Annotated in this window: 21 protein-coding genes and 1 tRNA gene; 15 read left to right on the forward strand and 7 right to left on the reverse strand. The window is 64.6% G+C overall.

Translation table 11 applies throughout. The features are described 5' to 3' along the window. Position 1: 1 nt before the first annotated feature. The 8 genes from pdxA to LOZ74_RS15745 all read left to right on the forward strand — a co-directional run bounded on the left by pdxA (position 2) and on the right by LOZ74_RS15745 (position 7,420). Complete coding sequence (pdxA, locus tag LOZ74_RS15710; RefSeq protein ID WP_230291954.1) at positions 2-1,021, forward strand: 4-hydroxythreonine-4-phosphate dehydrogenase PdxA; 1,020 nt, start codon at positions 2-4, stop codon at positions 1,019-1,021. Further along, positions 1,018-1,842: a 16S rRNA (adenine(1518)-N(6)/adenine(1519)-N(6))-dimethyltransferase RsmA gene (gene rsmA, locus LOZ74_RS15715; protein WP_230291955.1), complete on the forward strand. Its 825-nt coding sequence runs from the start codon at positions 1,018-1,020 to the stop codon at positions 1,840-1,842. Before pdxA ends, rsmA begins: the two co-directional genes overlap by 4 nt. A 43-nt stretch (positions 1,843-1,885) precedes the next feature. After that, entirely contained in the window at positions 1,886-3,139 is a 1,254-nt protein-coding gene (locus LOZ74_RS15720) for a hydrolase (RefSeq protein ID WP_230291956.1), read from the forward strand. After that, positions 3,136-4,155, forward strand: a complete 1,020-nt coding sequence (locus tag LOZ74_RS15725; RefSeq protein ID WP_230291957.1) for an arginine N-succinyltransferase — start codon at positions 3,136-3,138, stop codon at positions 4,153-4,155. Before LOZ74_RS15720 ends, LOZ74_RS15725 begins: the two co-directional genes overlap by 4 nt. Positions 4,156-4,167: 12 nt before the next feature. Then, the gene (locus LOZ74_RS15730; RefSeq protein WP_230291958.1) at positions 4,168-5,415 is read left to right on the forward strand and encodes an N-succinylarginine dihydrolase; all 1,248 of its coding nucleotides are present in this window, start codon (positions 4,168-4,170) and stop codon (positions 5,413-5,415) included. A 149-nt stretch (positions 5,416-5,564) separates the two neighbouring features. Continuing rightward, positions 5,565-5,762: a hypothetical protein gene (locus tag LOZ74_RS15735; RefSeq protein ID WP_230293927.1), complete on the forward strand. Its 198-nt coding sequence runs from the start codon at positions 5,565-5,567 to the stop codon at positions 5,760-5,762. 85 nt (positions 5,763-5,847) lie between these two features. Then, a complete protein-coding gene (locus LOZ74_RS15740) occupies positions 5,848-6,639 on the forward strand; it encodes a phosphatase PAP2 family protein (RefSeq protein ID WP_230291959.1) in 792 nt (263 codons plus the stop codon). A 139-nt stretch (positions 6,640-6,778) separates the two neighbouring features. Beyond that, the gene (locus tag LOZ74_RS15745; protein WP_230291960.1) at positions 6,779-7,420 is read left to right on the forward strand and encodes an outer membrane protein; all 642 of its coding nucleotides are present in this window, start codon (positions 6,779-6,781) and stop codon (positions 7,418-7,420) included. Between the two features lie 49 nt (positions 7,421-7,469). Here the strand turns inward: LOZ74_RS15745 and LOZ74_RS15750 are convergent, their stop codons facing one another. The 3 genes from LOZ74_RS15750 to LOZ74_RS15760 form a co-directional block, all read right to left on the reverse strand. Then, on the reverse strand, positions 7,470-8,993 hold the full coding sequence (locus tag LOZ74_RS15750) for a replicative DNA helicase (protein ID WP_230291961.1): 1,524 nt from the start codon (positions 8,991-8,993) through the stop codon (positions 7,470-7,472). 118 nt (positions 8,994-9,111) lie between these two features. Further along, the gene (gene metW, locus LOZ74_RS15755) at positions 9,112-9,711 is read right to left on the reverse strand and encodes a methionine biosynthesis protein MetW (protein WP_230291962.1); all 600 of its coding nucleotides are present in this window, start codon (positions 9,709-9,711) and stop codon (positions 9,112-9,114) included. After that, entirely contained in the window at positions 9,711-10,820 is a 1,110-nt protein-coding gene (locus LOZ74_RS15760; protein WP_230291963.1) for a homoserine O-acetyltransferase, read from the reverse strand. The genes metW and LOZ74_RS15760 overlap by 1 nt, the downstream gene beginning before the upstream one ends. A 131-nt stretch (positions 10,821-10,951) precedes the next feature. Here LOZ74_RS15760 and hisC point away from each other — a divergent pair, with 131 nt between their 5' ends. Both hisC and LOZ74_RS15770 read left to right on the forward strand, forming a co-directional pair. Continuing rightward, positions 10,952-12,088, forward strand: a complete 1,137-nt coding sequence (gene hisC, locus LOZ74_RS15765; RefSeq protein WP_230291964.1) for a histidinol-phosphate transaminase — start codon at positions 10,952-10,954, stop codon at positions 12,086-12,088. After that, positions 12,085-13,017 carry a prephenate/arogenate dehydrogenase family protein gene (locus tag LOZ74_RS15770; protein WP_230291965.1) on the forward strand — a complete coding sequence of 311 codons (933 nt, stop codon included), beginning with the start codon at positions 12,085-12,087 and terminating at the stop codon, positions 13,015-13,017. The genes hisC and LOZ74_RS15770 overlap by 4 nt, the downstream gene beginning before the upstream one ends. A 5-nt stretch (positions 13,018-13,022) precedes the next feature. Here the strand turns inward: LOZ74_RS15770 and LOZ74_RS15775 are convergent, their stop codons facing one another. The 4 genes from LOZ74_RS15775 to ftsE all read right to left on the reverse strand — a co-directional run bounded on the left by LOZ74_RS15775 (position 13,023) and on the right by ftsE (position 16,168). Next, on the reverse strand, positions 13,023-13,721 hold the full coding sequence (locus LOZ74_RS15775; protein WP_370638844.1) for a lysophospholipid acyltransferase family protein: 699 nt from the start codon (positions 13,719-13,721) through the stop codon (positions 13,023-13,025). 8 nt (positions 13,722-13,729) lie between these two features. Beyond that, positions 13,730-14,260: a YdcF family protein gene (locus LOZ74_RS15780; RefSeq protein ID WP_230279929.1), complete on the reverse strand. Its 531-nt coding sequence runs from the start codon at positions 14,258-14,260 to the stop codon at positions 13,730-13,732. Positions 14,261-14,345: 85 nt separating this feature from the next. Continuing rightward, positions 14,346-15,338, reverse strand: a complete 993-nt coding sequence (locus LOZ74_RS15785; RefSeq protein WP_230291966.1) for an ABC transporter permease — start codon at positions 15,336-15,338, stop codon at positions 14,346-14,348. Beyond that, a complete protein-coding gene (gene ftsE, locus LOZ74_RS15790; protein WP_230291967.1) occupies positions 15,332-16,168 on the reverse strand; it encodes a cell division ATP-binding protein FtsE in 837 nt (278 codons plus the stop codon). Before ftsE ends, LOZ74_RS15785 begins: the two co-directional genes overlap by 7 nt. A gap of 180 nt (positions 16,169-16,348) precedes the next feature. Between ftsE and LOZ74_RS15795 the strand changes: the two genes are divergently transcribed. The 5 genes from LOZ74_RS15795 (at position 16,349) to LOZ74_RS15815 (ending at position 21,371) form a co-directional block, all read left to right on the forward strand. Beyond that, positions 16,349-17,302 carry a zinc-ribbon domain-containing protein gene (locus LOZ74_RS15795; RefSeq protein WP_230291968.1) on the forward strand — a complete coding sequence of 318 codons (954 nt, stop codon included), beginning with the start codon at positions 16,349-16,351 and terminating at the stop codon, positions 17,300-17,302. 155 nt (positions 17,303-17,457) lie between these two features. Further along, positions 17,458-17,544 (forward strand) — tRNA-Leu (locus LOZ74_RS15800). Positions 17,545-17,730: 186 nt separating this feature from the next. Then, a complete protein-coding gene (locus tag LOZ74_RS15805; protein ID WP_230291969.1) occupies positions 17,731-18,786 on the forward strand; it encodes an NAD(P)-dependent oxidoreductase in 1,056 nt (351 codons plus the stop codon). Continuing rightward, positions 18,786-20,063 carry a class I SAM-dependent methyltransferase gene (locus tag LOZ74_RS15810; protein ID WP_230291970.1) on the forward strand — a complete coding sequence of 426 codons (1,278 nt, stop codon included), beginning with the start codon at positions 18,786-18,788 and terminating at the stop codon, positions 20,061-20,063. Before LOZ74_RS15805 ends, LOZ74_RS15810 begins: the two co-directional genes overlap by 1 nt. Before the next feature lie 108 nt (positions 20,064-20,171). Continuing rightward, positions 20,172-21,371: a glycosyltransferase family 1 protein gene (locus tag LOZ74_RS15815; protein ID WP_230291971.1), complete on the forward strand. Its 1,200-nt coding sequence runs from the start codon at positions 20,172-20,174 to the stop codon at positions 21,369-21,371. Positions 21,372-21,373: the final 2 nt, after the last annotated feature.

Raw genomic sequence — 21,373 nt, forward strand, 5'->3', positions numbered from 1 at the left:
GATGCTCCATCAGGCGCCTTCGGGGCTGGTCGTATCGACAGGCGATCCGGCCGGAATCGGTCCGGAACTGATCGCGCGGCTGTGGGAAATGCGCGGGGCAGAGGCCTTGCCCCCCTTCGCCTGCGTCGGCAGCGCCACCCTGTTGCAGGCCGCCGCTGCCAGCGTGGGCATCGATCTGCCGGTCGCGCGCATCGAAACCATGGCACAGGCGGGCGATATGTTTGCCGATGCGCTGCCGGTGATCGATCTGGGCGATGTCCCGTACCGCCCCGGCCAGCCCGATGCGCAGGGTGCGCGGCTGGCGCTGGACAGCCTGACCCGTGCCAGCGCCATGGCCGTATCGGGTGAGGCAGGCGGCATATTGACGGCCCCGATCGCCAAGGCCGAACTGGCCAGGATCGGCTTTACCCATCCGGGGCAGACCGAATTCGTGGCCGAAGCCTGCGGCGTGCCCGCCGATGATGCGGTGATGATGCTGGCCGGACCGTCGCTGCGCGTCGTGCCCGTTACCGTCCATGTCGCCCTGTCGCGCGTGCCCGCATTGCTGTCCGCCCGCCTGATCCATCGCCGCACCGCCATCGCCGCCCGCGCCTTGCAGCGCGATTTCGGCATTGCCGCACCGCGCATTGCCGTCGCGGGGTTGAACCCCCATGCCGGAGAGAACGGACGCATGGGCGACGAGGATGCGGCGATCATCGCGCCGGCCGTCGAACACTTGCGCGCGGACGGGTTCGACGTGCGCGGACCGCTGCCTGCCGACACCATGTTCCACGCCGCCGCGCGCGAAACCTATGATCTTGCAGTGTGCATGTATCACGATCAGGCGCTGATCCCCCTGAAAGCGCTGGATTTCGACAAGGGCGTCAATGTTACGCTGGGCCTGCCGGTGATCCGCACATCGCCCGATCATGGCACCGCGTTCGACATCGCGGGCACGGGCCGTGCGCATGCGGGGCCGATGCTGGCGGCGCTGCGCATGGCAGGCGAATGTGCCGCGCGGCGGCACAGGATCGCGGCATGAGCGCGCCCCAACTGCCCCCCTTGCGCGAAGTCATCGCGAAACACGGGCTGTCCGCGTCGAAGGCGCTGGGCCAGAATTTCCTGTTCGACGAACAATTGCTGGACCGCATCGCCGCAATACCCGGCTCGTTGAAGGACCGGGATGTGCTGGAAATCGGCCCCGGCCCCGGCGGGCTGACCCGCGCCCTGCTGCGTGCAGGGGCAAAGGTCACCGCGATCGAGATGGACCGCCGCTGCCTGCCCGCTCTGGCCGAACTGGGAGAGGCCTTTCCCGACCGGCTGAAGGTGATCGAGGGCGATGCCATGGCCATCGATCACGACAGCCTGTTCGACGGGCCTTATGCCGTTGTGGCCAACCTGCCCTATAATGTCGGCACGGCGCTGTTCACCCGCTGGATGGGGCAGGAAGAGTGGCCGCCGCGATGGTCGTCGCTGACACTGATGTTCCAGCAGGAAGTCGCGCAGCGCATCGTCGCAAGTCCCGACAGCAGCGCCTATGGCCGTCTGGCCGTGCTGGGCCAGTGGCGGGCCGAAGCGCGGATCGCGATGAAAGTGCATCGCAGCGCCTTTACCCCGCCGCCCAAGGTGATGAGCGCCATCGTCCACGCCGTCCCCGCCGCCGCGCCGCAGGGCGTGTCGATGCGCGTGCTGGCCCGCGTGACAGAGGCGGCGTTCGGCCAGCGGCGCAAAATGCTGCGCCAGTCGCTGAAAAATGTGGCGGGCGCGCTGGACGCGCTGGCAACGCTGGATATCGATCCCGCTCGCCGCGCAGAGACTTTGTCGATCGCGGAATTCTGCGCCATCGCGCGCGAACTTTCCTGACCGGGTTTCAATACGACCCCGACTGCACTACCTCTTGTTGCATATGAAACCAGAGGATCCTGCCATTACCGCCGAACAGGCCGCCATGCTGGCCGCCATCGGTCCCGCCCGCATGCTGGACCGCGCACTGGCGTGGAGCGCGATCAACAGCGGAACGGGCAATCTGGACGGGCTCGCGCATCAGGCAGAATTGCTGGCGGCCTGTTTTGGCGAATTGCCGGGCGAAGTGCGGATGGAAGACCCCGCCCCCGTCAGCGCCATCGACGCGGCGGGCCGCGAAATCGCCTTGCAGCGCGGGCAACATCTCGTCCTCTCGGTCCGTCCCGACGCGGCGCGGCGCGTATTGCTGACGGGGCATATGGACACGGTTTTTCCCGCCGACCACCCGTTCCAGACGATCCGCGAGCGGGAACGGGGCGTGCTGAACGGACCCGGCCTTGCCGACATGAAGGGGGGCATCGCGGTCATGGCAGAGGCATTGCTGGCGTTCGAGCGCAGCCCGCTGGCGCCCACGCTGGGCTATGATGTGATGATCAATTCGGACGAGGAAGTGGGCAGCCAGTCCTCTGCCCCGCTGATCGCGCGACTGGCGGCGGGGAAGCTGGCGGCGCTGACCTATGAACCCGCGACTATGCCCGATGGCACCATGGCGGGCGCGCGGGGCGGTTCGGGCAATTACTCGGTGATTGTCACGGGCCGTTCGGCGCATGCGGGACGCAATCCGCAGGACGGGCGCAACGCGCTGGTCGCGGCCAGCGATCTGGTCCTGCGGCTGAAGGCGATGCAAACCGCCGATCTGCCGATCAATCCGGCGAAGATAGACGGCGGCAGCGCCAATAATGTCGTACCCGACCATGCGGTGCTGCGTTTCAACATCCGCCCCAAAAGCCGCAAGGTCGCAGAGGCGTTCGAGGCCAGCCTGCCCGACCTGCTCAATGCGGTTGCTGCGCAGCACGGGGTAGAGATGCATCTGAACGGCGGCATATCGCGCCCGCCCAAACCCGTCGATTCGGGGGCCGCACGCCTGTTCGCGCTGGTCGACGAAAGCGCGCGCGCATTGGGGCTGGTCGCGGCGCGGCGCGATACGGGCGGGGTGTGCGACGGCAATAGTATCGCGGCCTGCGGCGTGCCCGTGGTCGATACGATGGGTGTGCGCGGCGGGGCGATCCACTCTGCGGACGAGTATCTGATCGTCGAATCGCTGGCCGAACGCGCACAATTGTCGGCGCTGGTGTTGCACCGCCTTGCGCAGCATGGTCTTGGCGACGGCGCGCCCGACCTTTCGGAGAATGCATGACCCATATCATCCGCCCTTCGCGTCCCGACGATCTGGAAGCCTTGTATGAAATGGCGAAGCTGACCGGCGGCGGCTTTACCAACCTTCCGCCAGACCGGCCCGCGTTGACCGCCAAGCTGAACGCCAGCGCGCGCGCTTTCGCCCGACCGGCCGACTCCGAAATCGGCAATGATCTGTTCGTGCTGATGCTGGAGGACGCGGCAAGCGGCCGGATATTGGGCACATGCCAGATCTTCAGCCGGATCGGCGGCGATCTGCCGTTCTATTCCTATCGCATTGCCACGCTGACGACCCACAGCCGCGAGCTTGACCGCACGTTCCGCAACCAGATGCTCAACCTCGTCACCGATCTGGAAGGGTCGAGCGAGGTCGGCGGGCTGTTCCTGCACCCCAATGCGCGTGCGGGCGGGCTGGGCATGTTGCTGGCGCGCAGCCGTTATCTGTTCATCGCCATGCATCGCGCGCGTTTCGGCGACCGGTTGCTGGCCGAATTGCGCGGCGTGGTCGATGCACAGGGCAACGCGCCGTTCTGGGACGGTGTCGCGGGCCGGTTTTTCGGCATGAGCTTTCGCGATGCCGACGAATTCAACGCATTGCACGGCAACCAGTTCATTGCCGATCTGATGCCCAAGAACCCGATCTATGTGAACATGATCAGCGAGGAAGCGCGCGATGCCATCGCCGTGACCCACGAAAGCGGCCGCCCCGCCCGCCGCATGCTGGAGGCAGAGGGTTTCCGCTTTGAAAACTATGTCGATATTTTCGATGCCGGCCCGACGATGATCGCCCGCACCGATCAGGTGAAGACGATTGCCGCCACGCGCGGGTCCATTATGGCGGCGGACGGACCGGCCAAGGGCCAGCGCGCGCTAGTCGCGGCGGGGGCGTTACAGGATTTCCGCTGCGCCATGGCACGCGTAGAGCCGCGCGACGACGGATCGCTGGCGGTGGAGGCAGAGGCTGCCGCCGCGCTGAAACTGAATGCCGGCGATGCGCTGTTCTGGGCGCCGCGATAAAGGACCATACGCATGCTGCGCGAGATCAATTTCGACGGGATCGTCGGCCCTTCGCATAATTACGCGGGGCTCAGCCTTGGCAATCTGGCCGCCACGCGCCACGCAGGCGACACCGCCTTTCCGCGAGAGGCGGCGCTGCAGGGCATCGCCAAGATGCGCCATAATTTGCGGCTGGGGCTGGCGCAGGGCTTTTTCCTGCCGCTGCCGCGCCCGAACCGCGCCTTTCTGCATGACATGTGCGCCGATGGAGAGTTCGATCCGGCACTGACGGCCATGGCATGGTCGGCCAGTTCGATGTGGACCGCCAATGCCGCCACCGTGTCCCCCGCGCCCGATACGGCGGACGGGCGGTGCCATCTGACGGTCGCCAATCTGGTGACCATGCCGCACCGGTCGATCGAATGGCCCGATACTCTGCGGCAATTGCGCATCGCCTTTGCCGACCAGACGCATTTTGCCGTCCACGGCCCCGTGCCGCCCACTTTCGGTGACGAAGGCGCGGCAAACCATATGCGCATGGGTGCTTCGCATGCCGAGGCAGGGGTCGAGATTTTCATCTATGGCCGCCCCGGCGGGAAATTCCCCGCCCGCCAGCACGAGCAGGCCTTCCGCGCCATCGCGCGCCGCCACGGGCTGAACCCCGGTCGCTGCATCTTTGCCGAACAGGCGCCCGAGGCGATTGCCGCAGGCGCATTCCACAATGACGTGGTGGCCGTTGCGAACGAGGATGTGCTGTTTTGCCACGAACAGGCCTTCGCCGATAAAGACGCGCTCTATGCCGCGATCCGCGAAAAGCTGCCCACGGCCAAGATCGTCGAGGTTCCGGCCAGTGCCGTCAGCCTTGCCGATGCGATTTCGAGTTACCTCTTCAACGCGCAGCTGGTGACTTTGCCCGAAGAGGTGCAGGCGCTGATCGTGCCGACCGAAGCGTGGGACAATGCGCCCGTGCGCGCCTTTCTGGATGCGATGGTCGCAGGCAACGGACCCATTCGCAAGGTGCTGCCCGTCGACGTCCGTCAATCCATGGCCAATGGCGGAGGGCCAGCATGTCTGCGGCTTCGCGTGGTGGCGGACCCTGCGACGGTGGACCCGCGCTTTATGCTGGACGAGGCCAGGGCCGACCTTCTGGAAGGGGTGATCGCGCGCCATTGGCCCGAGCGGATTTCCTCTGCCGAAATCGGCAACGAAGCCCTCGCCGACCGTATCCGCAACGCGCACGGACACCTGTGTGAGGCCGTTGGGCTCAAGGATTATGGTTAACAACTTTGTCGGGAACCGTCAGAAAGGTTACCAAGTTCTTAACAAGAGGATTCGCCCGCAATCGTTGAGGAGTTGACCAAGCCTTGTTCGCCGCCAAACTCAAGAAACTGGGTCGGCTGTTCGTCATCAAGACGCGGATAGAGGCCTATATGGTCATCTATGCATTGGGGCTTGGCGCTGCGGAGCGCGGTACGCATTATCTTGACCAATATCCCGGTTTCGGCGGCTATCTCCTGTTTCTGGCTTGCACCGGCTCGGTATTTCTGGCGGGCGCAAAAATCCTCGATTGCGTAAGGATGGAGCGCGAGAAGCAGGATGCTTCGGCCATCCTGCCTGCCGCCGACTGATCCCTTTCGGGGGAAAATACCGATATTCCCCGCCCCCATCTCCCGATAGCACCGATTCCGATGATCCATAAACGGGGGCTGTACGATGGCGAAATCATGGAAACTGCTGTTGATCGCGGGCGCGGCGTGGCTGCCCGCGGCTTGCGCCACAACGGCCAGCGCACCGGTCGATGCGCCCGCCATCGTCCCGCCCACCTCAATCGAGGACGTAGGCGTGATCAGCGAGCATTATCCGCTGCCCAAGGGGTACCTCGACCCTGCCGACGCGCCCGACAGTCTGGCCCTGCTGCCAGCGCCCCCTGCCGCGGGAACGGCTGCCAAGGCCGCCGACCAGCAAGCCTATGTCGATGCGATTTCCGCCCCACCAGAACGGCAGGCGCTGGCCGCGTCGGATGCCGATCTGAACTGGCCGCATGTGGTGTCGTCGTTCGAACCCATCGTCGGCATGTCACTGTCCGACGGAACGAAACCCCATACCGAAATGCTGCTGCGCCGCGCGATGACCGATGCGGGCCTGTCCACCTATCGCGCGAAAAACCATTACCAGCGCGTTCGCCCTTTCGTCGAGAACGAGGCGGGAAGCTGCACGCCCGACGAGGAAGACGTGCTGCGGACCGACGGCTCCTACCCCTCTGGGCACACCGCCATCGGCTGGATGCTGGCGCTGGTGCTGACCGAACTGGTCCCTGCCAAGGAGGACGAGATACTGAAGCGCGGCTATGATTTTGGTCAAAGCCGCGTCATCTGCCGCGTCCATTGGTATAGCGACACCGTATCGGGCCGGAACATCGCATCGGCCACTTTCGCGCGGCTTCAGGCCGATCCCGTGTTCAGGGCGCAGGCCGAACTGGCGAAGAAGGAACTGGCCGGTGAATAGTTGTTAGTATTGGCTGGATTCTCTGCCCTGTAAATCGGAACAACACCCCATTTAAATCCTGTCGATAATCCGGCTATCCCGCTCCCTGATTTAAACGTTTCAACGATACACTTCATCGGAGATAAAGAAGGGGGTATCTATGAAGCGATATTTGTCTTTGGTGGCTGCAATCGCCGCAGCCACTCCGGCTGCGGCGCAGGAGTTTCCGGGCTTCAGGATCGAAGCCAATATCGGTTGGGATCACGTCAACGCCACGCTGGATTACGAGGATAGCGATTTCCCCGAAGACAATTTCAGGGAATCCGGCAATACCGATGGCATGCTGCTGGGCGGCACGATCGGTTACGATCTGCCGGTCGGGCCGGTCTATCTGGGGATCGAAGGCAGCTTCGACATTCCGATCAACAAGCGCTGCGAAACGCTCTACGGCTATGACGAGGCCTGCTTCAAACCGCATGCCAATCTGGCCGTCGGAGGCCGTATCGGCGTTCCACTCAGCAAGCGCGCGCTGCTCTATGCCGGCGCGGCCTATGTTACCGGCAAGGCCGAGGTCACCTATGAGGACGAGATCGACCCCAGCTATGACTTTTCATACGACGACTGGCGCGACGGCATGCGTTTCAGCGGCGGCGCAGAGGCCCGGCTGATCGACAACTGGTTCACCAAGGTCGAATATCGCTATACCGACTATGACGATTACAAATATGCGTTCGACAGCGAGCGGGTTTCACTGGGGTTCGAACGGCACCAGATCGTGACGGGTATCGGCGTCCGCTATTGATCGCGGCGGTCCCGCACTGGCAAACCCCGCGCGGGACCGATCCGCTGGATCAGTCGTAATCGCTGGAGTAATCATCCTCGGCCAGATCGCTGAACCGGGTGATGCGCGGTTCGAACCGCAGCCGGACCTTGCCGGTGGAGCCGTGGCGCTGCTTGGCGACGATCAGTTCGGCCAGACCGAACACGCGTTCCATTTCCGCGGCCCATGCGGCATGCGCCTCGTGCACCTTGGCCTCGTCGGTTTCCAGCGGACGTTTCGGCTCGCGCGAGGCGACGTAGTAATCCTCGCGGTAGATGAACCAGACCATGTCGGCGTCCTGCTCGATCGAGCCGGATTCGCGCAGGTCGGACAGCATCGGGCGCTTGTCGTCGCGCTGTTCCACCGCACGCGACAGCTGCGACAGCGCGATCACGGGGACCTGGATTTCCTTGGCCAGCGTTTTCAGGCCGCGTGAAATTTCCGAAATCTCGTTCACGCGGTTGTCGTTTGCGCGGCCCGATCCCTGCAGCAATTGCAGATAGTCGACCACGACCAGCCCGATATTATGCCGCCGCTTCAACCGTCGCGCCCGCGCACGCAGTGCCGCGATCGACAGGCCCGGCGAATCGTCGATGAAAAGGGGAAGCTCGTTCAGTTCCTGCGACGCGCGCGACAGGGCCTGAAAATCCTCGCGGCTGATCTTGCCCATGCGGAGGTTGTGCGAGCTAATGCCCGAATTCTCGGCAAGGATACGCGTGGCCAGCTGGTCCGCGCTCATTTCCAGAGAGAACAGGGCGACGGCCGCGCCCACCGATTCCTCTTCACTGATCCCGTCGGCCAGATCCCGGCGCAGCCGGTTCGCGGTGTTGAACGCGATATTGGTGGCGAGCGAGGATTTGCCCATGCCGGGACGACCGGCGAGGATGATAAGATCGGAATCGTGCAGCCCGCCGGTCTTCTCGTTGATCGAATTGAAGCCGGTCGTGGTGCCCGAAACATGCCCGCCGGAATTCAGCGCCTGTTCGATCATCTTAATCGAGGTGCGCGTCGCATCGGCGAAGCTTTGCGTCTCGCTGCCGGTCGATGCGCCCTCGGCCACTTTGAACAAAGAGCTTTCCGCCCGCTCGATCTGTTGCATCGGCTCGACCGTTTCGGACGTGTCCATCGCGTCGGTCACCAGCTGGCGGCCAACCGATACCAGTTCGCGCAGCAGCGCCAGATCGAACACCTGCTGCGCCAGTTCCTTGGGCGCGAGCAGTGCGTGCGGATCGGCGGTCAACCGGGCGAGATAGGAAATCCCGCCCAGTTCCTTCAGCGCCTCGTCATCCTCGAAATACGGTTTCAGCGTGACCGGCGTGACCACCGCCTTGCGGTCGATCAGCACCATGATGCGTTCGAAAATGCGCGAATGCAGCGGTTCGAAGAAATGGTCGGCGTTCAGATTGACCGGCAATTCTTCCAGCACGCGATTGTCAATCAGCACCGCGCCCAGAAAGGCGGCCTCTGCCTCTACGTTAGAGGGCAGCACGCGTGCGGGCGCATCCTGATCGGTAGGGGAAACGGCGTGAAGGGGGACAGGGTCGTACTGATTCATAGAGCAGGGTAATGCCTATCACACCGGCAAGCATCAAGCGGATTAAGGGCAGGATTTATCCACCCCCTGTGGGGAAGCGTGGAACGTCTTGTGAAGCGCGGATTTTAGCCCGCGCCCGTCAACGGGCGAGCTGGAACACCGCATGTTCGGCACGCAAATTCGCCGCCGCCGGTGCGGTGACGCGCCCGCCTTTCAGAAACCAGCTGCGTTCGACCGACAGGCCCAGACGGTTCACCAGAGCGCGGAAATCGTCGATCGTCACATGGTGGATATTGGGCGTGTCGTACCATGTTTCGGGCAGCAGCCGGGTGACCGGCATATGGCCGCCGAACATCAGGCTGGCGCGCACCCGCCAATGGGCGAAATTGGGAAAAGACACGAAACCGCGCGGCGCGATGCGCAGCAATTGTTCGATCACCAGATCGGGACGACGCGTGGTCTGCAAGGTTTGTGACAGGATCGCCACATCGACGCTGTTGTCGGGATAGAACGCCAGATCGCTGTCGGCATCGCCCTGCAGCACAGACAGGCCGCGCGATACGCATGTGGCCACATTGGCCGGCTCGATCTCCAGCCCGCGCGCGTCGCATCTGCCCGCCACCAGCGCCGCCATCAACGCGCCATCGCCGCACCCGACGTCGAGCACACGGCTGCCGGGCGCAACATGTTGTGCGATTACCGCAAGATCGGGCCGCAGGCCGGATTGGGGCGCTGCCATCACAGGAAACCCTCGATCACGCGGTCGAGCGCGGGCACATCCAGCAAAAAGCTGTCATGCCCGAACGGCGCCGACAATTCGACGAAGCTGACCGGTGCGCCCGCCGCGTTCACCGCATGGGCAATCCGCCGCGATTCGCTGGTGGGATAAAGCCAGTCGGTATCGAAGCTGACGAGGCACATGCGCGCTTTCAGCCCCGCGAACGCCTCGGCCAGACGGCCGCCATGTTCCTCGGCCAAATCGAAATAATCCATGGCCCGGGTGATATAGAGATAGCTATTCGCATCGAACCGGTCGGTAAAAGCCAGCCCCTGATAACGCAGATAGCTTTCGACCTGGAAATCGGCGTCAAAGCCGAATGTCTTGGCTTCGCGGTCCTGCAGGTTCCGTCCGAATTTCTCGGTCAGGCCCTGTTCCGACAGATAGGTGATATGCGCCGCCATGCGCGCCACGGCGAGGCCGCTTTCGGGGCCGACTTTCCGCGGATCGTCTACATTCTCCGCATAATAATCGCCGCCCTTCCATTCGGGATCGGCCATGATCGCCTGCCGCCCGACTTCGTGGAACGCGATATTCTGCGCCGAGTGCCGCGCCGCCGATGCCAGCACCAGCGCCGCGCCGAAACGGTCGGGCCAGTTCGCCGCCCAGCTGAGCACCTGCATCCCGCCCATCGACCCGCCGACCAGCGCGTGCAGCCGGTCGATGCCCAGATGATCGACCAGCGCGACCTGCGCGCGGGCCATGTCGCGGATGGTGATGACGGGAAAGCGCATCGCGAAAGGCGCGCCGTCCTCTGCCGCGCTGGACGGACCGGACGATCCCATGCAGCTGCCGATCACGTTCGAACAGATGACGAAGAACCGGTCGGTGTCGATCGGCAGGCCCGGCCCCACCACGCGCTGCCACCAGCCTGGCTTGCCCGTCTTGGGGTGCGGGCTGGCAAGGTGCTGGTCGCCCGTCAGCGCATGGCAGACAAGGATCGCATTATCCTTGGCTGCATTCAGCCGCCCGTATGTCTGATAGGCGACCTCGACCGGCGCAAGGCTGCGTCCGCTGTCGAGCAGCAGCGGCCGGGAAAGTTTCAGCACATGGGCTTCGGTATGGGTCATGCCAGCGTCTGCCATTCGGGCGCGCTTGGATCGACTTGCCCCTTCTGTCAACGATAGCAATGCGCGCGCGGGCGTGATTTCGCGAATTGCACGATTGGCGAATGCGGCACAGGCGGCTAATGCGCAGCCCCATGAACAGCCAGACCAGCCCCGATACCGCGCCCGAAGCCAAGGGCGGCCCCCGCATGAAGCCGTGGATCGAGGCGATCCATGCCTATGTGCCCGGCAAGTCGGCGGGCGCGGACGGCAAGCCGTTGATCAAGCTGTCGGCCAACGAAAACCCGCTGGGCACCAGCGAGCAAGCATTGGCCGCGCGGGCGGCGGTGGCGGGGCCTGCGATCTATCCCGATCCCGATTCCAAAGCCCTGCGCGCCAAGATCGGCGAAATGTACGGCCTGAACCCCGCGCAGATCGTGTGCGGCACCGGCAGTGACGAAATCCTGCATATCGCGGCGCAGGCCTATGCGGGGCCGGGGGACGAGATTGTCTATGTCCGCTATGGCTTTGCGGTTTACGACATTGCCGCCCGCCGCTGCGGCGCAACGCCCGTCGTCGCGCCCGACCGCGATTACGGCACCGATGTCGATGCGTTGCTGGCCTGCGTGACCGCGCGGACGCGCGTGGTGTTTCTTGCCAACCCGAACAATCCCACGGGCCGCTATATCGGCGCGGAAGAGCTGGCACGGCTGCATGCGGGCCTTCCCAACGATGTGCTGCTGGTGGTCGATCAGGCCTATGGCGAATATCTGGCCGAGGGTGAGGACGACGGCGGCATCGCATTGGCCAAGGCGCATGACAATGTGCTGGTCACGCGCACCTTTTCCAAGATCTATGGCCTTGCGGGCGAACGGATCGGCTGGGGCTTTGGCGCGCCTGCCATCGCCGATGCGCTGAACCGCATTCGCGGACCGTTCAACGTCACCCTGTCTGGTCAGGCCGCCGCGCTGGCCGCGCTGGAGGATCAGGATTTCGTCACACGTTCGCGCAACGCCAATGCCGCCAGCCGCGCGCGTTTCGTTTCGGCGATCGAGGCATTGGGCAATCACGGCCTGTCCGTCGTTCCCAGCGAGGCGAATTTCGTGCTGGTGCTGTTTCAGGGCGCGCTGACGGCAGAGGCGGCACAGGATGCCATTGCGGCGGCGGGCTATGCGGTGCGGCATTTGCCGGGCCAAGGCCTGCCCCATGCCTTGCGCATCACCATCGGTTCGGATGCGCAGATGGACGACATCACCGCCGCCATCCGCACTGCCGCAAAGGCCGCGTCGTGACCGATACCCCGTTCCGGCAAATCGCCATCATCGGCCTTGGCCTGATCGGCGGGTCGATCGGCCTTGCCACGCAAGAGGCGCTGCCCGACACGCGCGTTACCGCATTTGACGCGGACGAAACCGTACGCATCCGCGCGCGCGCGCGGGGACTGGCGCACGAGGTGTTCGACGACCCCAAGGACGCCGTCGCCGGTGCCGATCTGGTCGTGCTGTGCGTGCCGGTGAATGCGATGGGCGCTGCCGCCGACACATTGCAGGGCGCGCTGAAGCCCGATGCGATCATCAGCGACGTGGGATCGTGCAAGCAGTCGGTCGCCGAAGCGATCGCCGCCGCCCTTCCCGGCCAGCCGATCGTGCCCGCCCATCCCGTCGCGGGCACCGAACATTCGGGTCCGGACGCGGGCTTTGCCAGCCTGTTCCGCAATCGCTGGTGCATTCTGACGCCTGCCGATGGCGCGGCGCCGGACGATGCGGATCGCACTGCCGCATTCTGGACGGCGCTCGGCGCCAAGGTAGAGATGATGGACGCGCGCCATCACGATCTGGTGCTGGCGATCACCAGCCATGTGCCGCATCTGATCGCCTATACCATCGTCGGCACCGCATCCGATCTCGAGGACGTGACCCGTAGCGAAGTCATCAAATATTCGGCAGGCGGATTTCGCGATTTCACCCGCATTGCCGCATCGGACCCGACCATGTGGCGCGACGTGTTTCTGTCGAACAAGGAGGCCGTGCTGGAAGTGCTGCAACGGTTCAGCGAGGATCTGTCGGCGCTGCAACGCGCGATCCGCTGGGGCGACGGGGATGCGCTATTCGACCATTTCACCCAGACCCGCGCCGTGCGCCGCTCTATCATCGAGGAAGGGCAGGACGATGCCCGCCCCGATTTCGGCCGCCGCGACCACGGCGGAACGCAAGTCAAATAGCCGGGTCAAGCCTGAAATTCGGGATTCAGCGCATTCAGCGCCTCGCGCACGCGGCGCTCCACTTCGGCGCGTTCAAGACCGGCGGGGATCACCTCTCCGATGCGATAGATGATGGTGCCGCGCCGCTTGGGCATGTGGTGATACAGATGCCCGCTGTTCACCGCGACCGGCACCATCGGCAGGCCCAGCAGGCGATAAATGCCATAGAGGCCCGATTGCATTTTGGGCGATGCGCCGACCTCTACCCGCGTGCCTTCGGGGAACAGGGCGAAATCGCGGCCGGTGGGTTTGATCGCGTCGGCCTTGCGCTTCATGTCGCGCAGCGCCGCCGCGCCGCGTTCGCGGTCCACGCCGACCACGCCATAGCGGGTGGCCAACGCGCCCCATAGCGGGATGCGGATCAGCTCGATCTTGGCAAAGGGCACCGGATGGCCCGGTAGGAAGGTCGGCAGATCGATCGCCTCGAAAAAGCTTTCGTGGCGCAGCACATAGAAGGCCTGAACCGCGGGCCGCGCGCCCTCTATCCGGATGTCGATGCCCAGAATATGGCGCACGCACCAGCGGTGGAAATGGGACCACCCCTCGGCCACGCGCATCAAGGCAGGCTGCGAGAGGACGCGCATCAATGTCGCCCCCAGCACGTAAAACAGCGATCCGGTGTAGAAGATCACCGCGAACAGGATCGTGCGAGCCCACGCCATCATCCGCCGCCCTACAGGTCGAACAGTGCCGCGACCCAGCCGATCAGCAGCTTGTGATATTCAAGGAACAGCATGGCGAGCGAGGGTTCGGTATGCACCGCATCGCGCAGGATCGTCACATCGGGACCGATCTGGCGGCGCAGGTCCGAAGCCGCGCGGCGCATGTGATAATCGGCCGTGACCAGACGGATGCTGGCGACATCGTTGGCCGCGATCCATGCCGCCGTTTCCTCGGCATTGGTGCGCGTGTCGACCGCGTCATAGCCCAGCGTAATGCAGCAGTTCATCAGGCTGGAGGGAATGGCGAATTGCGCGGCGAGTTCGGCCTCTTTCACTTCGCGGCCCACGCCCGATACCAGCATGGCCCCGCTCCATCCTTCACGCAAAGCCTCTACCCCGCGCTCGATACGGCCCGCACCGCCGGTCAGCACGACGATGCCATCGGTCTTGTCCTCTCCCGCAGGTTGCGGGGGAACGGCGGCGAACCAGATGAAGCCGATCGCCCAGACAAGCAACAGAAAGGACAGGATGCGGCGGATCATGACAAACGGGCTTTAAGCCGCACTTCGCGGCGGGGCAATCGCCCGGCTGCAAATGTCGTATTTCGATGCACAGCCTGCTGCGCCGTCACACCATGCGCCGCAGCGTCGCCAGCACCGTCAGACGTGCCGTGATCGCTGCCAGAACGGTTGCCATCACGGGGATCAGTGCCAGCAATATCCAGTGCCAGACGCTTAAACCGCGCGCAGCCTCGCCCGGCCCCAGCGCCGCGAACCGTCCGCCCAGAACGATCACCACCGCCACCGCCACGGCAAAACCCGCCGCCCCGCCGATGCCTGCGCCCACGGCCGCCGCGCGCTGGAACAATTGCGCCACTTGCCGGTCCGCCGCACCCAGCAGATGCATCAGTTCGATAATCTCGCGATTGGCGGCCAGCGCGCTGCGGCTGGCCAGCAGCACCGCCGCCAGCGTCGCCAGCGCCAGCACGCCCACCAGCGCCAGCGCCAGCCATTGCATCGCTTCGATCGCCTGACCCACGGGTTCCAGCCAGCCGGTATCGGCATTGACCAGCGCGTCGGGCGCGGCTTTTGCGATACGCGCGCGCAATCCGGCCAGCGCTGCCTCGTCGGCCTCGCCCGCCAGTTGCACTTCGATCAGTTCGGGAAGGACGAGCAGGCTGTCATCGGCCTCACCCGCTTCCCGGTCCGGATCGTCCGCCCCCAGATCACCCAGCCACGGCTCGATCAGGGCAGCGCGTTGGTCTTCGTCCATGCGGCGCAGCGATTGCACGCCATCGCCTTCGGACAGGATCGCCACGACCGCTTCGGCCTGCCGCGCGGCCTCTGCTTCGGGCGGACCGGCGATCTGGATCGTCACCCCGCCCGCCAGTTCGTCCCCCGCTGCCGATGCGATCGAACCCAGGGCCAGCCCGCCTGCCGCCGCGATCACGGTCAGCGCGGTCATGATGGCGATCACCCATGGCACCGGCCCCGCGATGGCGCGCTGTTTGATGATCGGATCGGACCCCGCCTTCAACGTCCAGCGCGCGGGATTGACGCGCAGCGACGACAGCCGCGTGCGCAGATCGTGCCTGCCGGGGGAGAACACGCCCCCTACCATGGATCGCCGTTCCGTTCGGCGGGTTGCCAGCTGTGCGGCGGGTTGCGCAGTGCGCCGGTCGGATCGGTCAGCCGCCCGCGCTCCAGCCGCATGACCGAGGCATCCTTCATCCGGCCCATCAGGGTCATGTCATGCGTTGCCAGCACAACGGTCGTGCCCAGCCGGTTCATCGCGCCGAACAGCCGCAACAGCCGCACCGCCATATCGGGATCGACATTGCCCGTCGGCTCGTCCGCGACCAGCAGGTCGGGCCGCGTGATGACGGCACGGGCAATCGCCACGCGCTGCTGTTCCCCGCCCGACAGGGTTTCGGGACGCGCATGCCGGCTGGCGCCCAGCCCCACCCAGTCGATCATATCGTCGACGGGGCCGTGCATTTCCTCCTCGCTCACCCCCGCCAGCCGCAGCGGCAGGGCGATATTGTCGTAAACCGTCAGATGCGGGACCAGCCGGAAATCCTGAAACACCACACCGATCCGGCGCCGCAGCGCGGGGCGGGCCGCGCGTTCCAGATGCACCGCATCCTCTCCGAACAGCGCGATTTCCCCGCGCGACGGGCTTTGCGCCAGATAGAGCAGCTTCAAAAGCGAGGTTTTGCCCGCGCCCGACGGGCCGGTCAGGAAATAGAACCGCCCGCGATGCAACTGGAACGAGATATCGGACAGGATCTCGCGCTCGGTCCCGTAACGCAGGCCGACATTTTCGAACCGCACAATGGGTTCGCGCGAACGCTGAGCGCCGGGCGCGACCGGCCCCTGCGGGCCGCCGCTGCCGAATGCGGCATCGTTCACAAGGTCTGGACGGGACGATCCGCTGCCTGTGGCCTGCATCTTTCTTCTCGTCAGCGGGTTAAGCGGGGCGCCGGACGCCCCTTCACCATGGCTTCAATAGCATCTGGCGCGCGCAATCGAGCCCTTGGCGGACCGTTGATGTGGATAACACTGCGCTATCGTTAACCCTTCGCTGCGCAACACTTGCCCTGATTCGCGTCTCGGGCTTAGATTCTTCTTATGCAGATCGCATGTCCCGCCTGTCACACGCGCTATACGGTGCCCGACAACGCCATCGGCGCGCAAGGACGCATCGTTCGCTGCGCCAAATGCCGGCACAGCTGGCATCAGGACGGTTTCGAGGGCGCGGCGGCGGAAGAAATTCCTGCCGCCAGCACCGAACCGCAACCCGCGCCCGTCGCCGAACCCGCGCCTCCCCCTGCCGAGCCTGCGTCAGCCGCGCCTGCGCCTGCCGAGCCTGCGCCAGAGCCTTTCGCCAGCGAAACCGCGTGGAGCGATGCGCCGCCCGCGCCGCGCGGCTGGGCCGATGTGGGCGCAACCGCGACCGCCGAACCCGTTGCCGAAGTCGCCGAAGCGGACGCGGACATCGATGAATTCGCCGAAACCGCCACCATCTTCGACGAGGTCGCGATCGACGTCGAACCCGATCCGGTGGTCGAGGAAGAGCCCGCCGCCGCTGCCCCCGCCTTTGCCGAGGTGGATGCAGAGCCGGTCGATGCCGAATACGAAGATCTTGATCAGGGCGAAAGCCGGTGGAAACGCCTGTTGCTGATCTGCGCGGTCCTGCTCGTGGTCGCGGCTGCGGTGGTTTATGGCGCGGCGCGCTATTTCGGGGCGCCCGCGTGGCTGCCCTTTGGCCAGACGGCATTTGCGCCCGCATCGGAAAACCTTGTGCTGGACTTCCCGCTCGACGATCAGGACCGCCGCGAATTGCCCAATGGCCGCCTGCTGTTCGCGGCCAATGGCACCATCACCAATACCGGCAGTCGCAGCGAACACGTGCCGCCCGTGCTGGTGGTGCTACGCGATTCGCAAAAGCGGATCGTCTATAGCTGGGAAATGGAAGCCAGCCGCAGCGAGCTTGGCCCCGGCGAAAGCGTCAAGGTCAGCCAGATGGTGACCGATGTGCCGCGATCGGCGGAAATCATGGACATCGGCTGGAAACCCAGCTGACGCCATTGCGCATAGCGGGCCGATAAAACCGCATCGCGCACGGGCATTTCAGCCAATTGCATTTGCCGGTTGCGCAGGCGCAACGACGTTGCTAATGGCACGCGCCTACCACGGGGCAGCCCATTTGCGAACGGGCCTGCCTCTCCCCTTTGGATGCGGTCGTGGCGGAATTGGTAGACGCGCAACGTTGAGGTCGTTGTGGGCGAAAGCCCGTGGAAGTTCGAGTCTTCTCGACCGCACCAGATCAAGCTGACATTCTGATAAATCGCCCCCTTTTCGGGGTGCCCACAGCTTTATGCCCCTTTCGGGCATGGCAATGGCTCGATGCGCAGTTGCATCGAATCGTTAAGTCATGCTCCCTATTCTCGGCTCGGTCGGTCGGATTCTTTTTTCGGAAAGAACTCCGCGTCGAATAAGGGGTTGGGGCAATGAAAATCCTGGTCACGGGACATCTGGGCTATATCGGCTCGGTTCTGGTGCCGGTCTTGCTGGATCGCGGGCACGATCTGGCGGGGCTGGATTCGGACTTGTTCGGCGGCTGCGATTTCGGCGCGCCGCCGGTGCAGATTCCGCAAATCGGTCAGGATATCCGCGATTTCATCGCAGCGCCCGATGTGGTCGAACGCCTGTCGGGTTTCGACGCGGTAATCCATCTGGCCGGATTGTCGAACGATGCACTGGGCGCATACCGGCCCGATCTCACCGACGACATCAATTGCACCGCCTCGATCGTGCTGGCCCGCATGGCCAAGCTTGCGGGCGTGTCGCGCTTTATCTTTGCGTCGAGTTGCGCGGCCTATGGCGACAGCCGCGGGCGAATGGCGGGCGAAAGCGCCGCGCCGCGCCCGATCAGCGCCTATGCCACTTCCAAGCTAGAGGTAGAGCGCGCCGTCCTGCCGCTGGCCGACAGCGGGTTCAGCCCCGTGTCGCTTCGCGCGGCAACGGCCTATGGCGTGTCGCCGCGGCTGCGCTTTGATCTGGTGGTCAATAATCTGGTCGCGTGGGCCCATACCCGCCGCACCGTCCGCCTGAAGAGTGAGGGGAGCGCGTGGCGTCCGCTGATCCATGTGGAGGATCTGGCCCACGCCTTCGCCTCTGCGGCAGAGGCGCCGCGCGACAAGGTGCATCGCGGCATTTTCAATGTGGCGCGTTCGGCCGATAATTTCCGCGTGCGCGATCTGGCCCGCATGGTCCGCGATATGGTGCCCGGCGCGCTGATCGCCCATGCTGCCGATGCCGCGCGCGATCCGCGCAGCTATCGCGTCAGCGCGGACCATATCGCCGATGCCCTGCCCGACTGGCAGCCGCGCTGGAATTGCCGCGACGGAATCGCGCAATTGCTGGCAGCCTATGAAGTGCAGGGTCTGTCGGGCACCGCATTCGAAGGGCCCGGTTTCGACCGCATTGCCCATTTGCGGCAGCGCGTGGCCGAAGGCAGCGCAAGCCGCGATTTCTTTCCGCTGGAACGGAAACTCGCTGCCTGATGCCTGTCGACGGCCGCCTTCTGAACCCCGTGTTCGACAACCGGCCGCTCTCGCATACCGAGGATCGCTGCCGCGCTTGCGGGTCGGACCGGCTGCACCGATTTCTCGATCTGGGCGAAGTGCCGCTGGCCGACCGGCTGCTGACGTCGGAATGGGATTGCCGCGCCGAACCGCGTTTCGATCTGGTGGTCGCCCTGTGCCACGAATGCGCCCTGGTGCAATTGACCGAAACCGTGCGGCCCGAAGTGCTGTTCGCCGACGATTACCCCTATTACTCGTCGGTCTCGCGCACCGTGCTCGACCACGCAAAGGCCAATGTCGAGGCGCGGCTGGCAGAGCGGCGGCTGGACCGGTCGAGCCTTGTGGTCGAGATCGGGAGCAATGACGGCTATCTGCTGAAGAATTATGTCGCGGCAGGCGTGACCGTACTGGGCATCGATCCGGCGGAAGGTCCGGCCAAGGCGGCGCGGGCGGGGCGGGTCGATACCATGCCCGAGTTCTTCACATCCAACCTTGCCCATGATGTGCGGCAAAGGCGTGGGCCCGCCGATATCGTGCATGCCAATAATGTGCTGACCCATGCCGACGATCTGCGCGGTTTCGTCACCGGCATCGCCACTTTGTTGAAGCCCGGTGGCACGGCCGTGATCGAGGTGCCCTATCTGCGGGATCTGGTCGAAAGCGTGCAGTTCGATACGATCCACCACCAGCACATGTGCTATTTCTCGCTGACCGCGCTGGATAATCTGCTGGGCGCGCACGGTTTGTTCGTCAACCGGGTCGAACGCGTGTCGATCCACGGCGGTTCGCTGCGTGTTTTTGCCGAAACGGTTGAGGATCGCGACGCCGCCGTGCTGGATATGCTGGCCGAAGAACGCGCAATCGGCATCGCATCGCGCGCGTTTTTCGATGATCTGGCGGACGACGCAGCCGTGCTGCGCGACAGCCTTGTGTCGATGATCGAGGATTTGCGGTCCAAAGGCCATTCGGTCGCGGCCTATGGCGCGGCGGCAAAGGGTTCGGCGTTGCTGAATGCCTGCGGTCTGGGTCGGCACCACATTAATTTCGTTGCCGATCTTTCTACGCACAAACAGGGGCGCCTGATGCCCGGCGTCCATTTGCCGATCCGCCCGCCCGAGGCTCTGTTCGAGGACCGGCCCGATTATACGCTGTTGCTGGCCTGGAATTTTGCCGAGGAGATCCTTGCCCAGCAAGGCGCCTATCGCGAGGCAGGGGGCAAGTTCATCGTGCCGCTTCCCCAGCCGCGTATCGTGTAAACCGACGGTTTTGCGCCATTGGGGCAGGCGCCTTATGCCCGTAAGATAGGCAAATCATCCATTTGCGCGCTTGTCCTTCGCGGGCCGAAAATGCAGCCTAGGGCCATTATGCACGACCTGCTCGACAACGGAGCCCGCATTCCCGCTGCCGAGGCCGCGCCGCTTTCGCACGCCCCCGACGAAGAGGTTTCCCATCTGTCCGACACCGCTGACGCAGAGGGTCCTGTGCGGCGCTTTATCGTCAATGGCCGCTTTCTGGCGACCGAACCGGTCGGCGTGCACCGCGTCGCGACAGAGATGGTGCGCCATGCCCACCGGCTGATCGCCAGCGATCCGGCACTCGCCCGCCGCATTGCGCTGGAATTATGGATTCCGTTCGACGCGCAGGACCGCGCCAATGCGCTGGGCGTACCCTATCGCGTGGTCGGCCCGTTAAAAGGTAATGCGTGGGAACAACTGACCCTGCCGCTGCGCGCGGGCCGCGCCACGGTGGTCAGCCTTTGCAATGTCGGACCCGTCCTGCGGCGGAATGCGGTAACGATGCTGCACGATGTTCAGGTGCTGCTGTCGCCTGAAAGCTATTCGGCCAATTTCCGCCGCTGGTACCGCCTGCAACAGCCGATGGCGGGGGACAGGCACCGGCGCATCCTGACCGTCTCCGAATTCTCGCGCGACCAGATCGTCGAGGCGAATGTTGCCCCTGCCGACAAGATCACCGTGATCCACAATGGCTGCGACCATGTGCTCTCCGACAGCGCCGACGATGCCGTGCTGAAACGGCTTTTTCTGGAACAGGGCGGCTATACGCTGGCGCTGTCCAGCCTGCAGGCGCACAAGAATATCGTGGTGCTGCTGCGCGCCTTTGCCCGGCCCGAACTGAAAGACCGTACATTGGTGCTGTTCGGATCGGCCAGCCGCGACCGGTTTGTGGCGGCGGGCTATCACGTGCCGTCCAATGTCCGCTTTGCCGGCCGTGTCAGCGACGGCGAATTGCGCGCCTTGTACGAAAACGCCGCAATGTTTGCATTTCCCTCGACGACAGAGGGGTTCGGCCTGCCGCCGCTGGAAGCGATGCGGCTGGGCACGCCCGCGATCGTCGCGCCTTGCGGGGCGCTGCCCGAAGCCTGCGGCGATGGCGCGCTTTATGTCGCGCATGACGATCCCTCGGCCTGGGCCAAGGCGATCGCTTCGGTCTATCAGGGGCCGCAGCACCGCAGCGATTTGTCGGCCCGCGCGCTGAACCGCGCCAAACGGCTGACATGGGACCGCGCGGCCCGCAATCTGATCAATACGCTGCTGTCGCTTTGACA

Source organism: Croceicoccus sp. Ery5 (assembly GCF_020985325.1).
GTDB lineage: Bacteria > Pseudomonadota > Alphaproteobacteria > Sphingomonadales > Sphingomonadaceae > Croceicoccus.